A 14,525-nucleotide genomic window follows, 5' to 3' on the forward strand; every position below is an offset into this window, starting at 1 on the left:
TCAGGATGCCGGCGCGAAGGTGCGCGCCGTCTCCAGCAGCAGCCGCGCCCCGAATCCCGTGGCACCGGCCGTCCGCCAGGAGTCGTCCTTCTCGGTCTGCATCGTGCCGGCGATGTCGAGGTGCGCCCAGGGAGTGCCGCCGACGAAGTGCTCCAGGAACAGCGCTGCCGTCGTCGCCCCTGCGAACGGACCGCCGAGGTTCGCGATGTCTGCGATCTCGGAGTCGAGCTGCCTGCGGTACTTCTGCTCCAGCGGCAGCTGCCACACCGACTCGTCGACCGCAGCGGATGCCGTCCGCACCAGATCGACCGTCGCCTGGTCGTTGCCGAAGACCGGAGCGGTCGCGGCGCCGAGCGACACCAGCGCGGCACCGGTCAGCGTCGCGATGTCGATGATGGCATCCACCTCGTCTTCGGTCGCGAGCACGAGCGCATCGCTCATCACGAGGCGCCCCTCGGCGTCGGTGTTCTTCACCTCGATCGTGGTGCCGCCGCGGGCGGTGAGCACGTCGCCGAGCTTGTACGCCGTGCCCGAAGGCATGTTGTCGGTGCACATCAGCCAGCCCGTCACTTTGGCCGTGACCCCGGCGTCGCGAAGCCCGACGAAGGCTCCGAGCACGGCGGCCGCGCCGCCCATGTCCATCTTCATGAGCAGGTGCATGGGGTCGCTGGGCTTGAGGCTGATGCCTCCCGAGTCGTACATGATGCCTTTACCGACGAGCCCGAGATGACCGGCACCGCCGCCGTCGGGGGTGTACACCAGCTTGATCATGCGCGGCTCCTCCACCGAGCCCTGGTTCACGCCGAGCAGCCCGCCGCAGCCGAGATCGATGAGCGCCTGCTTGTCGAAGAGCTCCACCTCGAATCCGAAGCGGGCGCCGAGCTCGACGGCGATCTCGCCCATGTTCACCGCGGTCAGATGTCCGGGAGGGGTGTTCGCCAGGTCGCGGGCGACGACGGCGGCACGCACGGCGGTGAGGGCAGCGGCGACGGGCTCGGTCGTCCCTCCGGGGACGTCGATCGTGAACGCCGCGAGCGGGACGTGCTTCGACGACCCGTTCAGCACCGTGTAGCGGTAGCGGGCGAGCAGCGCCCCTTCGGCGAGCGCGCGCACGGCAGCTGCGGCATCCACTCCCGCGAGATCGTCGAGCCGCAGACCCAGCGTCTCCCGCCGCGACGCGGCCCTGGCGAGAGTCGCGGCGGCGTCGCGCAGGCCGCCCGCCCCGGCATCGGCCTTCGCCCCGAGACCGACGGCGACGAGGTCGGGTTCTCCCGCGCGCGGAAGCACCATCGTGGTACCCGGCTTCGCCGTGAAGCCGGCGTTCTCGAGTGCGTCGCGATCGAACCCGATGTCTGCGGGCACCTCTCCGTCGGAGTACACCCCGATCCCGATCGCCCCGACATCGGCGGCGACCTCACCCACCCGGATCCGGACCGCATCGACGGCGTCCAGTCCCGGTGTGGTCTTCAGATCGGCGGGGATCAGCTTGTTCGGCCTGCGGTCCATGAGTCTGCTCCTTGTTCTGCGATGCGGCGTCGAGATCCGTCCCTGCACCCTGCCGGGACGGGAGACGGGTCAGCCGACCATGTCGACCGGTGAGCCGGGGCCCCAGGGGATGCCGAGGAGGAACCAGACCACGTACAGCGCCGTCCACGACAGCAGCATCCACACCGCGTACGGGATCATCAGCGCGATGATCGTGCCGATGCCGGCCTCCTTCTTGTAGCGCTGTGCGACCGTGACCATGAACGGCAGGTAGACCATGAGCGGGGTCAGCACGTTCACCGGCGAGTCACCGACGCGGTAGGCGGCGAGCAGCGTCTGCGGCGCCACATCGAGCGTCGCGAAGATCGGGATGAAGACCGGGGCGAAGATCACCCACTTCGGAACCAGGCCGGGAAGGATGAAGTCGAGGATCACGATCACGACGATGAACGCGAGCAGCAGCACGATCGCGGGCACGCTCGCTTGCTCCAGCAGTTCGGCGGCCGAGATGGCGGCGACGGTGGGGAGATTGCTCCAGTTGAACAGGGCGATGAACTGGGCGATCATCAGGAACATCACGAGCAGGCCGCCCAGGCTCCCGAACGTCTTCGCGATCGCACCGACCGCGGCCGAGCCACCGCGCAGTGTCTTCGCCCCCGCCCCGTACGCGAGGCCGCACACGAGGAACGCGAGCGAGATGATGAAGACCAGGCTGGCCATGAACGGCGTGGTGCCGATGATGTCGCCCGTCTCCGGGTCGCGCAGCGGCGCGCCGGGCGGCAGGGTGAGCGCGAGGATCACGGCGACGAAGCACAGCAGCGCCCAGAACGAGAACTTCAGCCCACGGGCCTCGGCGTCGTGGTCGACGTTCTCGGCCTCGTCCGCGATCGTCATCTCTTTGCGGTCGTACTTTCCGAGCCTTTTCTCGGTGATGAGGACGGTCACGAGCAGCGCCACCGTCGTGAGCAGGAACGTCGACACGATCCCGAAGTAGAAGTTCTGCGTCACCTCGATCGGCTGCATCCCGGCGCTCGTGAGCACTTCGTTCGTGATCTCGGTGAGCATGCTGTCGCTCGGTGTGATGAGGAGGTTCGCGCCGAACGCCGCCCCGACGCCGGCGAACGCACCAGCGAGACCCGCGAGCGGATGCCGCCCCACGGTGAAGAACGCGGCGGCAGCCAAGGGAACCAGGATCAAGTAGCCGGCATCCGTCGCCACCGAGGAGAGCACACCGACGAAGATCAGGATGAACGCGAGCCAGCGACGCGGTGCGACCTTGACCACGCGGCGGATCATCGCCCCCATGAGTCCTGCGTGCTCGGCCACGCCGACACCGGCCATCGCGATGAGCACCACCGCGACGACGCCGAAGCCGGCGAAGTTGTCGACGAAGGACGAGAAGAAGAAGCGGATGCCGTCGATGGACAGCAGGTTGCGCACCTCGAAGGTCTGCTCCTCGATCGTGTAGTCGGGAACTTCCGCGGGCATGCCGGTCGTGGTGTCGTAGATCTCCCAGTTGCCACCGAACTGCTCGTTGACCTGGGAGAACTCGTCCTTCGGGACCGGGATCACGACGTCGTCCGTGACCGACACCCCCACCCAGGACAGGATGGCGGAGAGCACCGCGATCAGACCGATCAGGTAGACGAACATGATCGTCGGATCCGGCACCTTGTTGCCGACCTTCTCGATCCAGTTCAGGAACCCCTTGCTCTCGGCATCCGAGGCACTCACCGACTTCTCCGCAGCCATAGCCCCCATGATCGTGTCGAGCGAGAAGCTCCTGCAAGCACACCCCCTAGAACTAGGGGGGTCGCCGTGATCCGGGGCGCGCCCTATCGTGGGGCCGTGGACCCGATCGTCGCGACCCTCGTCATCCTGCTGTGCGCGGTGATCGCCTTCGTCTCCAACCGCATCCCCCTCGGTGTCGTGGCCGTCGGTGTCTCGGTCGCTCTCTATCTGACCGGCGTGCTCGACCTGGGTTCGGCTCTCGCCGGATTCGGCGACCCGACGGTGCTCTTCATCGCCTCCCTGTTCGTCGTCAGCGAGGCGCTGGAATCGACCGGCATCATCGCGTGGGCGGGGCAGGAGGTGGTCGCCCACTCCGGCACCGGCCGTCGGCGGCTGCTGCTCACGATCGGGCTGCTGACCGCCGCGATGACGGCGGTGATCAGCGTGAACGGCTCGGTCGCATCGCTCCTGCCGCTCGTCGTCGTGGTCGCCGCCCGCGCAGGGATCCGCCCCTCGCAGATGCTCATGCCGCTCGCCTTCTCGGCCCACGCGGGGTCGATGCTGACCCTTACCGGCACGCCGGTGAACATCATCGTGTCCGAGGTCGCCACCGACAACGGCGCCCGACCGTTCGGCTTCTTCGAGTTCGCGCTCGCAGGGCTCCCGCTGCTCGTCGGCACGCTCGCGATCATCCTGCTCCTGGGCAACCGGCTGCTGCCGGAGCGCACTCCGGCATCCGCACCGATCGACCTCGAGCGCCTCGCGTCCCTGCTGCGCGCCGACTATGCGCTCTCGCCCGACCGGGCACTGGTGTCCGCCTCGCGCGGAGTCGCCGAGGTCGTCGTGCCGCCGCGCTCCAGCCTGATCGGCCTGCACGTGTTCCCGGGGATGTGCACACCGTCGGGCGACCTCGTCGTGCTCGGTGTGCGGCGCGGGCAGGAGGCGCTGGACGAGTCCGGCACCGACCTGCAGGCCGGCGATGCCCTGCTCCTCGACGGCTCCTGGGACGACCTCCAACGGCACACCTCCCAGCGCGACGAGGTCCTGGTGGTCGACGCGCCACTCACCCTCCGCCGCTCCGTGCCGCTCGGTGCGGGCGCGAAGCGGACGGCGGTGATCCTGCTCGCGATGATCGTGCTGCTCGCGACGGGGATCGTGCCGGCCGCGATCGCGGGGCTGCTCGCCGCGGGAGCGCTGATCCTCACCCGTGTCGTCTCGATGACCCAGGCCTACCGCGCGATCTCCTGGACGACGGTCATCCTCGTGGCGGGAATGATCCCGCTCTCCACGGCTTTCCAGGAGACCGGGGCCGCGCAGCTGATCGCCGACGGGCTGCGCTCGGTCCTCGGCGATGCGGGTCCGCACGCGGCCGTGGCGGTGATCGTGCTGATCACGCTGGTGCTCGGGCAGCTCATCAGCAACACCGCGACCGTGCTCATCGTGGCTCCGGTGGCCGTCGCTCTGGCGGCCGCGATGGATGCGTCGGTGCTGCCGTTCCTGATGGCTCTCACGATCGCCGGGGCGGCGGCGTTCCTCACCCCTGTCGCGACGCCGGCGAACCTCATGGTGATGGAGCCCGGCGGCTACCGCTTCGGCGACTATGCGCGCTTCGGCTGGCCGCTGACGGTCCTGTTCTTCGTCGTCGCGGTGTTCTACGTACCGCTGATCTGGCCGTTCACGGGCTGAGCGAGTCCGGCCTCCCTCACCGGTTCTGCAGGACCAGCCCGTCTTCCACGGCCCGCCGGAACAGGTCGACCTTGGTCGGTGCGGCGCGATCGACCGCCGCGTACTTCGCTCGGATGCGACGGATGTGATCGAGCACGGTCTCACGGGACAAGAACAGTGCCTGCGCCACCCTCTCGGCCGTCTCTCCCGAAGCGTAGAGCGACAGCACCTCGGATTCCCGGCGGCTGAGATGCGCAGCGACGAACTGGTGATCCGCGTCGAGGGCGGCCGCCCACTCGGTCGTGGCGAGGATGTGGCCCTGCGCCGCCCGTCGCACCGAGGAGGTGATCACCTCGAGGGAGTCGGACTTGTTGATCATGCCCACGGCACCCGCTCGCGCCGCTTCGCGGAGATGATGCGGCTGATCGCCTGCGGTGTAGGCGACGACGCTCGCGCCGAGGGGTTCGAGGGTGCGCAGATTCTCAGACGGAGTGGAACCGTCGGACAGCGAGAGATCGAGCAGGATCACGTCGAGCCGCCGAGCGCGGCTCGCGACCTCGGCAGCCGTCGCACCGCTGGCCGCGACCCGGATGCCCCCGCTGCGATTGAGGATCGTGGCGATGCCGAACAGCATCGCAGGGTGATCTTCGACGATTCCGACGAGTACGGGCATGTGGGCTCCTGCCTCCGGCGCGCTCCCCTGCGATGAGCATACAACCGCGTATTCGCGGTTTCGGCGGCATGTGTCCGCGCGCGTCGGACGCACGAGACCCGTCCGCGCGGATCGTGCCGCGGACGGGTCTCAGGTGTGCCAGTCGGCGAGACTCAGCTCAGGCCGGAGTAGGCGTGCAGGCCCTTGAAGAAGACGTTCACGATCGTGAAGTTGAAGATCACGGCCGAGAAGCCGACGATCGCGAGCCACGCCGAAGGGTTGCCGCGCCAGCCGCGCGTCGCACGCGCGTGGATGTACCCCGCGTAGATGACCCAGATCACGAAGGTCCAGGTCTCCTTGACGTCGAAGCCCCAGAACCGGCTCCAGGCGTAGTACGCCCAGATGGATCCGGCGATCAGCGTGAAGGTCCAGAGGATGAACCCGATGATCGTGAACATGTACGCCAGGCTCTCCAGACGCACCGACGTCGGGAAGGTGCGGAGGAACCCGGGACCCGTCTTCGCAGCGCCCTCGGCGACGAGACGCTCCCGACGCGACTGCATGAGCTGGATCACCGAGAGCGCGAAAGCGAGGGCGAAGAACGCCGTGGCGAGCGAGGCGACGAACACGTGGATGACGAGCCACACACTCTTGAGCGGGTCCATGAGCGGCGAGACGTCGACATAGAAGTTCGTCGCTCCGAGGCCGAGCAGCACCACGACGAGACCGGTGATGAAGGTGCCGAGGAAGCGCAGGTCGAGGCGCGTGAGGACCACGAGGAAGACGGCCACGATGAGCAGCGTGCCCATCATCGCGAACTCGTAGAGGTTCGCCCAGGGCACGCGGCCGGCGGCGATACCGCGGGTGACCGCTGCCGCGAGGTGGAAGACGAAGCCGAGCACCGTCAGCGAGGTGCCGATCCGTGCCATCACGAAGCGCTGCGGCGGCACCTCTGCACCAGGTGCGCCCGTGGCGGTGACGGCGGTGCCCCCACCGGCGCCGACGAGCGCCGGCTCGCGAACGGTCTGCGCGTCGGCCGTGGCCTGCGAGCGCCGTGCGAGATCGAAGGCGTAGGCCACGAAGGCCGCCGCGTAGATCGCGATCGCCGTCCACAGCAGGACCGGCGAGATCACGTTGAGCTCGAGCATGGTGTCAGTCTACTTTCCGGGTGTCGGGAGCCGGGGCGTCCGGCGCTGCGGGATCCTCGGCGATGTCGTCGTCGGCGGCATCCGTCTCGGCGCGCACGACGGTGCCGCCCGCCGCGTCGAGGAGCCGGGCGTGACCGGCGACGAGATCGTCCACGGCGGCCGCGAGGGTCGGGTCCTCACCGCGAGCGAGCGCGGCGTACTCCAGCGCGATCTCCCCGTCGTGCGCGGTGGCCTTGACCCACACGCGCCGACGCGGCACGAACAGGGCGATCATGAGCCCGCCGAGCGCCAGCAGCGCGAAGCCGAGCACCCACACACCCGACTCGTCACGGTGGATCTGCAGCGACGCGAATCTCTTCACCGATTCGGAGGAATCCGTCGCCCCGGCCGGGGACTCGTCCTCGAAGGTGACCGAGCCGAGGCCGTTCGGCAGCTGCGCGGTCTGCCCGGGGACGAGCTCGATCGATTCGACGTCGGTGCTGCGACCGGTGAGCTTGGTCATGCCGGTGGTGTCGAGCACGTACACTGAGCGCGGCACGCCCTCGTTGATGCCGAGGTCGCCGGTGTACACATCGAGCGTGAGAGTCGGGTTGGTGAGGTCGCCGTAGGCGGAGAAGAAGGCCCCGCTCTCGAGCACACCCGTCGTCGGGTAGAAGAACCCGACCAGGCCGACCTGCTCGGCCAGGCCGTCCGGGATCTTCAGCACACCGAGAGAGGTCATGTTCGTGTCCTGCGGGAGGAACGGCGTGCTGTTGGTGAAGACCACGTTGCCGTCCGGGTCGCGCACGGTCACGGTCGGCGCGTAGCCGTTGCCGAGCAGGAACACGTCGTCGTCGGCGACGCCGAGCGGCTCGTTGACCTTGACGGCTCCCGTGCGCTCCTCGCCGTTCTCCTGCACCGTGACGTTGGCCGAGAAGTCGCCCGCCTGTCCCGAGCCCGGCTCGCCGAAGGGCTGATAGGTCACGTCGAACGAGTCGAGGCGCATCGAGTACGGCGAGAAGGCGTCGTCGGCGACGAAGCGGCCGCGGTTCATCGAGTCGTAGTCGAGCAGGGTGTTCGCGAAGGTCTCGCCCTCGACCAGCACCCGCTGGCCCGTGTACGAGAAGCCGCCGCCGACACCGACGGTGACCAGCACCCCGACGAGCGCGAGGTGGAAGAGCAGGTTGCCGGTCTCGCGCCAGTAGCCGCGCTCGGCGGAGACCGAGAACGCGCGGCCGCGGTCGTAGCGCTCCACGCGGTAGCCGAGAGCCTTGAGCTGCGTGGTGGCGACGTCGATCGACGCGGCGGCTTCTGCCTCGGCGTCGCCCGTCTTCGTTCCCGAGTCGGCGGCGGGATCGCGCGTGACGGCACGGTAGTCCTCGAGCCGCTGCAGTCGTGCGGGGGTGCGCGGAGGACGAGCGCGCAGTGCCTTGGCGTGGTGCTTGATGCGGGGGATCACACAGCCGACGAGCGAGGCGAACAGCAGCAGGTAGATCGCCGAGAACCACGGCGACAGGTACACGTCGAACATCTTGAGTCCGTCGAGCACCGGGAAGAGATCGGGGTTGTCGCGTTCCCACTGCGTGACGCCGTTCGGGTCGGCCATGCGCTGGGGGAAGATCGAGCCGGGGATCGCCGCGATCGCGAGCACGAGCAGCAGCACCAGCGCCGTGCGCATCGACGTCAGCTGCCGCCAGCCCCAGCGCAGCCAGCCGACGAAGCCGAGGCGCGGCTGGGTGATCGAGTCGTCGCCGTCGACGTGGTCGGACGGGCGGAGCGGATCGCTGGAGTCGCTGTTCACGGCACCCTTGTTCTTGGTCGTTTTCTTCTCGGGGCGGTTCTTCTCGGAACGGTCAGAGCGGGAGGACGACACTGCCCATCACCGCCGTCAGTCGAGACATGATGTCGGTCCACAGGCCGGTGACCATCAGGATGCCGAGCAGGATCAGCAGCACCCCTCCGATGACGTTGACCACGCGGATGTGGCGGCGGAGGAAGCCGATCGCCTTCGTCGCCCAGCCGAAGCCGAGCGCGACGAGCAGGAACGGGATGCCGAGCCCGAGCGAGTAGGCGAGCCCGAGGAACCCCGCGCGCACCGGGTCGCCGGCGTTGAACGACAGCGCGAAGATCGCCGTGAGCGTCGGGCCCAGGCACGGCGCCCAGCCGATGCCGAGCGCGATGCCCAGCAGCGGAGCGCCGATGATGCCGGCCTTCGAGTCCACGTGGAAGCGCAGCTCGCGCTGCGCGAAGCCGAACAGGCCGAGGAAGACCAGGCCCATGGCGATGATCACGACACCGAGGATGCGCGTGATGATCTCGCCCCACTGCAGCAGGAAGACGCTCGCCACGCCCCCGAGGGCGGTGATGGAGACGAAGACCAGACTGAAGCCGAAGATGAACAGCAGCACGCCGAGGACGAGCCGGCCGCGTGTCGCGGTCTCAGCCGTCTGTGTCGTGGCGCGTCCGTCGCCGCCGCCGGAAGCGACCTGGCGGGGCGCCACGGCACCGCCGAGGAAGCCGAGGTAGCCGGGAACGAGCGGCAGCACGCACGGAGACAGGAACGAGACGAGTCCCGCCAGCATCGCGACCGGGATCGCGATCCAGAGGGCCCCGGACCCGATGATCGCTTCGGGGTTCACAGCGCTACCGGGGTGTTCACGGGTCCTCCGCGAGCGCGTCCTTGACGAGCGTCGAGAGGATCGAGGGGCCGTCGATCGGTCCGATGATGCGCGCAGCGACACGCCCCTGCTTGTCGAGTACGAGCGTGGTCGGGGTGGCGGCGATCGGCGTGACCTTCGCGAACGCGAGCTTGGCCTCGGCGGTGTCGACGTCGATCAGGCTCGGGTACGTGATGTCGTGCTCCTCGGCGAAACCGACGGCGGTGTCGGCCTGGTCGCGGGTGTTGATACCGACGAACGAGACGTCTTCGCCTGAGAAGTCCTGCCACACGGCTTCGAGGTCGGCGGCTTCGAGCCGGCACGGCGCGCACCCGGCGTACCAGAAGTTGACGACGGTGACGTCGCCGGCGATGTCGGCGCTGTCGAACTTCTCGCCGGTCTCGGTGACTCCCCCGAACTCCACGGGCTCGCCGCGCTCGGCGACGGGGATCTCGACGATCGCGCCGTCGGCCGCGACGTAGCCGGTGTTCTCGCCGCTCAGGAAGGATTGGCTGACCGGATCGGGAGCGCAGGCGCTCAGACCGATGGCGAGCACCGCAGCGAGCGCGGCACCGACCGCACGGCGTGAACGCCGGGTGCGGGAGGAGCGGCCGCTGCGGATCTGACGGACCGTCGAATCGCGTGGCACGACTCCGAGTTTACGCAGAGGATCCTATGCACGAGGTGGATGCGGAAGGGCCTGAGACCCCGGTCAGAACCGCGCCAGGACGTCGTCGACGCCGGCCCGGAACCGCGGACAGGTCGCGATGTCATGAGCCCGGCAGCCCATGGCATGTTCGGTCATCTCACGCGACCGGCGCATCTCCTCCATGCGCCGATCGAGGTCGTCCAGATGCTGCTGCAGCACCTGATGCCGCCCCGCACTTCCGTCGTCGAGCAGCACGGCGATCTGGTCGAGCGTCATCCCGGCGGCCTTGCTGCGCTGGATCACGGCGATGCGGACGACCTCGTCCTCGCCGTAGCGGCGGCGACCGGCAGAGTCACGCGGCGGCCGCAGCAGACCCACCGACTCCCAGTGCCGCAGCACGTTCGTGGGCAGCTCGAAACGGGCAGCGACATCGCCGACGGACCACGGATGCTCAGCGCTTGACTTCATGTTGACATGAAGTCACAGACTGGCGGAGAACGCAACATCCACCGGAAGGACCACCATGTACGACGCCATCGTGATCGGCGCAGGACCGGCAGGACTGCAGGCCGCTCTGACCCTCGGACGCATGCACCGCTCGACGCTGCTCCTCGATTCGGGCGAGTACCGCAACGGCACCGTCCTGCACATGCACAACATGATCGGTGAAGACGGCGCACCCCCGGCGGAGCTCCGCGCCACCGCCCGCGCCGAGCTCGCCGCCTACGCTGACGTGGAGGTCCGCGACACCGGTGCGACCGGCATCTCCGGAAGCGAGGGGGGCTTCCAGGTCGCCCTGGCCGACGGCTCGACGGTCGACGGACGTCGCGTGATCCTGGCCACGGGAGTCGCGGACGATCTGCCCGACGTCCCCGGACTGCAGGATCTGTGGGGCACGCGCGCATTCATGTGCCCGTTCTGCGATGGACACGAGCACGCGGACAAGCCGATCGGCATCGTCGGCGCAGCGCCACGGGCGGAGCACCTGATCGGCCTGCTGGGCAGGATCGTCGGCGACATCACCGTGTTCCCCGTCGACGAGGCGTTCGCCGACGAAGACGTGCGGACGCTGGAGGCGAAGGGTGTGCGGGTGAGCAGCACCCCGGTCGTCTCGGTAGAGGAGGACACCGAGGGCGTGCGGATCCGCACGGACGACGGCGAGCGCGTGGCGGCCGGCATCTTCGTGGCCGCGGGAGCGATGCGCCAGCGGGCACCGTTCGCCGCGGACCTCGGGCTGGCGATGCTCGAGTCCGGCTCGATCGAGATCGACGAGTTCGGCCGCACCTCTATCCCGGGCATCTTCGCCGCCGGTGACCTCGCCCACCGCGCCAGCCTCCCCGGCCCGATGGCCTCGGTGCTGCTCGCGGCCGCCGCCGGTCAGCTCGCCGCAGTCGGCACCATCCAGTCGCTCGCCTGAGCGGGACGTTTCGTCTCGTCGCTGCGCTCCTCGCTCAACGACCGATTCGGTCGTTGAGCGAGCGCAGCGAGACGAAATGCCCACGCGAACGAAAGTCAGACCGCGCCGACGTCGACAGCGGAGCCCGTCGCGGCGGGCTCCGCGTAAGCGACCTCGCGCCACACATCACCGACCCGCTCGAACGAGGTGACGCTCGACAGCGCGCAGCGACGGGTGCGCGGGTCGTGCCGCAACGGCAGACCCGCGACCCGGAGGTGCGTGATCCAGATCGGCGCCTGGTGCGAGACCATCACGAGGTCCCCCTCCGGCGCGGCATCCCAGGCCTCGTCCATCACGCTGAGCATCCGCTCCGCGATCGAGGTGTACGGCTCGCCCCAGCTCGGCAGCGAAGGCTGGCGCAGATGCCACCAATTCATCGGGTTCATCAGGGAGCGACGCATCTGCGTGCCCTCGAACACATTGGCCGGCTCGATCAGGCGGATGTCCGTCTCGGGCACGAGGTCGAACCGCTCGGCGAAGGGCTCCGCCGACTCCTGCGCCCGCTCGAGAGGCGAGGCGTACAGCGCGACGACGGGACGATCGAGTGACGCCACGTGATCGGCCGCAGCCGCCGCCATCCCCCGGCCCGCCTTGCTCAGGTGGTAGTCGGGGAGACGGCCGTAGAGCACGCGCGCAGGGTTGTGCACCTCACCGTGTCGGACGAGGTGCAGACGAGACGCCGTCATGTCACGCCTTGCGGTAGCGGGAGTCGCCGAAGCCGAGGATGAAGTATCCGATGAACGAGAACACGAAGAGCAGGAAGAACGAGAATACCCCGCCCTTGCCGAAGCGCGCGCCGACCTTGACGGCGACGACGATCGCGAGCACCACGTTGGCGATCGGCACCAGATAGAGCAGCACCCACCAGCCCGACATCCCGGCGATCCGCAGCAGGAAGATCGCGTTGACGATCGGGATGAGGGCGAGGATGCCAGGGTATCCGGCCTTGGTGAACACCTTCCACCACGCGACGGCGAGGAGGATGTAGAAGATCAGCGCCACCACGCCGGAGGTTCCGGAGAAGATCTGGCTGACGAAGTCGGGGACGACCGGGACGTCGGCCGCGGGGACGAGGGTGAGATTCATGGGGCACCTTCCGTTCACAGCCACCCTACTGATCGTCGGCCCACCCCGCCGGGAGGAGTCGCGCACCCCCGTAGAATGGCCGGGTTCCCCATTTCCCAGATCAGAAGGAATACTCCGTGCTTCGCACCCACTCGGCAGGCTCTCTGCGAGCCGAGCACATCGGTCAGACCGTCACCCTCTCGGGTTGGGTCGACCGCCGTCGTGACCACGGAGGAGTCGCTTTCATCGATCTGCGGGATGCCTCGGGCATCGCCCAGGTCGTCATCCGCGACGAGGAGATCGCCCACCCGCTGCGCAACGAGTTCGTCCTGAAGGTGACCGGCGAGGTGTCGCGGCGCCCCGAGGGCAACGCGAACCCGAACCTGCCGACCGGCGAGATCGAGCTCATCGCGACCGACGTCGAGGTGCTCAACGAGTCCGCGCCGCTCCCCTTCCAGGTCTCCACGGCTGTCGCCGACACCGAGACCGTCGGCGAGGAAGCCCGCCTCAAGTACCGCTACCTCGACCTGCGTCGTCCTGCCCAGGCAGCGAACCTGCGCCTGCGCTCGGACGTCTACAAGGCGATCCGCGACGTGCTGCACGCCGAGGACTTCACCGAGGTCGAGACGCCGACCCTCACGCGCTCGACCCCGGAGGGCGCCCGCGACTTCCTGGTGCCGGCACGTCTGAGCCCGGGCAGCTGGTACGCCCTGCCGCAGTCGCCGCAGCTGTTCAAGCAGCTGCTGATGGTCGGCGGCGTGGAGAAGTACTTCCAGATCGCGCGCTGCTACCGCGACGAGGACTTCCGCGCCGACCGCCAGCCCGAGTTCACGCAGCTCGACATCGAGATGAGCTTCGTCGACCAGGAAGACGTCATCACGCTGATGGAGTCGCTCATCGTCGCGATGTGGAAGACGATCGGCGTCGAGGTCGCGACCCCGCTCCCGCGCATCACGTACGCCGACGCCATGGCCAAGTACGGCTCCGACAAGCCCGACCTGCGCTTCGGCCTCGAGCTCGTCGAGGCGACCGAGTACTTCCAGGACACCCCGTTCCGCGTGTTCCAGGCGGAGTACGTCGGTGCCGTGCGCATGCCCGGTGGTGCGAGCCAGCCGCGCAAGCAGCTCGACGCCTGGCAGGACTGGGCGAAGCAGCGCGGTGCGCGTGGTCTCGCGTACGTCCTGTTCAACGAGGACGGCTCGCTCGGCGGCCCGGCCGCGAAGAACCTGTCCGAGGCGGAGCAGGCCGGACTCGCCGCCTTCGTGGGGGCCGAGCCGGGCGACTGCGTGTTCTTCGCCGCCGGTTCGACCAAGGAGAGCCGCGCACTGCTCGGCGCCGCGCGCGTCGAGATCGGTCGCCGCCTCGGCTACCTGAACCCGGATGAGTTCGCCTTCACCTGGGTCGTCGACGCTCCGATGTTCGAGCCGGCCGCCGACGCCGTGGCCTCGGGCGACGTGGCCGTGGGTGCAGGCGCCTGGACTGCCGTGCACCACGCTTTCACCGGTCCGAAGCCCGAGTTCCAGGACACGTTCGACACCGACCCCGGCTCGGCCCTCGCCTACGCGTACGACATCGTGTGCAACGGCTCGGAACTCGGCGGCGGTTCGATCCGCATCCACCGCGAAGACGTGCAGAAGCGCGTATTCGAGGTCATGGGCATCAGCGACGAGCAGGCCGACGAGCAGTTCGGCTTCCTGCTCGACGCGTTCAAGTTCGGGGCCCCGCCGCACGGCGGGATCGCGCTCGGCATGGACCGCGTGCTGCAGCACCTGTCCAAGACCGAGTCGATCCGCGAGGTCATCGCGTTCCCGAAGTCCGGCAACGGCTTCGACCCGCTGACGTCCGCTCCCGCGCCCATCACCGACGCGCAGCGCGCCGAGGCCGGCGTCGACTTCGAGCCCGAAGACGACGAGGCCTGACGACCGTTTCGTCTCGCTCCGCTCGCTCAACGACCGGGTTCCTCCCAGGGGCCTCGGTCGTTGAACGAGGAGCGCAACGCCCAGCCAACGCCAACCTCGGTCGTTGAGCGAGGAGCGCA

Annotated in this window: 13 protein-coding genes; 3 read left to right on the top strand and 10 right to left on the bottom strand. The window is 68.8% G+C overall.

What is annotated here, in order from left to right; all coding sequences use genetic code 11:
- Together GZ67_RS0112645 and GZ67_RS0112650 are read right to left on the bottom strand one after the other, a co-directional pair.
- The gene (locus GZ67_RS0112645; RefSeq protein ID WP_029263881.1) at positions 1-1,506 is read right to left on the bottom strand and encodes a leucyl aminopeptidase family protein; all 1,506 of its coding nucleotides are present in this window, start codon (positions 1,504-1,506) and stop codon (positions 1-3) included.
- A gap of 69 nt (positions 1,507-1,575) precedes the next feature.
- Entirely contained in the window at positions 1,576-3,237 is a 1,662-nt protein-coding gene (locus GZ67_RS0112650) for an AbgT family transporter (protein WP_051662523.1), read from the bottom strand.
- A 96-nt stretch (positions 3,238-3,333) separates the two neighbouring features.
- On the opposite strand from GZ67_RS0112650, the gene GZ67_RS0112655 reads away from it, so the two are divergent.
- Positions 3,334-4,902 carry an SLC13 family permease gene (locus tag GZ67_RS0112655; RefSeq protein WP_029263879.1) on the top strand — a complete coding sequence of 523 codons (1,569 nt, stop codon included), beginning with the start codon at positions 3,334-3,336 and terminating at the stop codon, positions 4,900-4,902.
- Between the two features lie 16 nt (positions 4,903-4,918).
- Here the strand turns inward: GZ67_RS0112655 and GZ67_RS0112660 are convergent, their stop codons facing one another.
- The 6 genes from GZ67_RS0112660 to GZ67_RS0112685 form a co-directional block, all read right to left on the bottom strand.
- On the bottom strand, positions 4,919-5,554 hold the full coding sequence (locus GZ67_RS0112660) for a response regulator (protein WP_029263878.1): 636 nt from the start codon (positions 5,552-5,554) through the stop codon (positions 4,919-4,921).
- A 152-nt stretch (positions 5,555-5,706) separates the two neighbouring features.
- The gene (ccsB, locus tag GZ67_RS0112665; RefSeq protein WP_029263877.1) at positions 5,707-6,681 is read right to left on the bottom strand and encodes a c-type cytochrome biogenesis protein CcsB; all 975 of its coding nucleotides are present in this window, start codon (positions 6,679-6,681) and stop codon (positions 5,707-5,709) included.
- Between the two features lie 4 nt (positions 6,682-6,685).
- The gene (gene resB / locus GZ67_RS0112670; RefSeq protein ID WP_029263876.1) at positions 6,686-8,533 is read right to left on the bottom strand and encodes a cytochrome c biogenesis protein ResB; all 1,848 of its coding nucleotides are present in this window, start codon (positions 8,531-8,533) and stop codon (positions 6,686-6,688) included.
- The gene (locus GZ67_RS0112675; RefSeq protein ID WP_029263875.1) at positions 8,514-9,299 is read right to left on the bottom strand and encodes a cytochrome c biogenesis CcdA family protein; all 786 of its coding nucleotides are present in this window, start codon (positions 9,297-9,299) and stop codon (positions 8,514-8,516) included. The genes resB and GZ67_RS0112675 overlap by 20 nt, the downstream gene beginning before the upstream one ends.
- 16 nt (positions 9,300-9,315) lie before the next feature.
- Positions 9,316-9,966 (bottom strand): TlpA family protein disulfide reductase, encoded by a 651-nt coding sequence (locus tag GZ67_RS0112680; protein ID WP_029263874.1) that lies wholly within the window; start codon positions 9,964-9,966, stop codon positions 9,316-9,318.
- Between the two features lie 63 nt (positions 9,967-10,029).
- Entirely contained in the window at positions 10,030-10,434 is a 405-nt protein-coding gene (locus GZ67_RS0112685) for a MerR family transcriptional regulator (RefSeq protein ID WP_029263873.1), read from the bottom strand.
- A 55-nt stretch (positions 10,435-10,489) separates the two neighbouring features.
- Between GZ67_RS0112685 and GZ67_RS0112690 the strand changes: the two genes are divergently transcribed.
- Complete coding sequence (locus GZ67_RS0112690) at positions 10,490-11,383, top strand: NAD(P)/FAD-dependent oxidoreductase (protein ID WP_029263872.1); 894 nt, start codon at positions 10,490-10,492, stop codon at positions 11,381-11,383.
- A gap of 95 nt (positions 11,384-11,478) precedes the next feature.
- Here GZ67_RS0112690 and GZ67_RS0112695 read toward each other — a convergent pair whose 3' ends face one another.
- Entirely contained in the window at positions 11,479-12,108 is a 630-nt protein-coding gene (locus GZ67_RS0112695; protein WP_029263871.1) for a histidine phosphatase family protein, read from the bottom strand.
- Between the two features lies 1 nt (position 12,109).
- Positions 12,110-12,508: a DUF5684 domain-containing protein gene (locus GZ67_RS0112700; RefSeq protein ID WP_029263870.1), complete on the bottom strand. Its 399-nt coding sequence runs from the start codon at positions 12,506-12,508 to the stop codon at positions 12,110-12,112.
- 116 nt (positions 12,509-12,624) lie between these two features.
- Here GZ67_RS0112700 and aspS point away from each other — a divergent pair, with 116 nt between their 5' ends.
- Positions 12,625-14,406: an aspartate--tRNA ligase gene (gene aspS / locus GZ67_RS0112705; protein WP_029263869.1), complete on the top strand. Its 1,782-nt coding sequence runs from the start codon at positions 12,625-12,627 to the stop codon at positions 14,404-14,406.
- The last annotated feature ends 119 nt before the right edge of the window (positions 14,407-14,525 follow it).

It is taken from the genome of Microbacterium sp. Cr-K20, assembly GCF_000708325.1.
GTDB lineage: Bacteria > Actinomycetota > Actinomycetes > Actinomycetales > Microbacteriaceae > Microbacterium.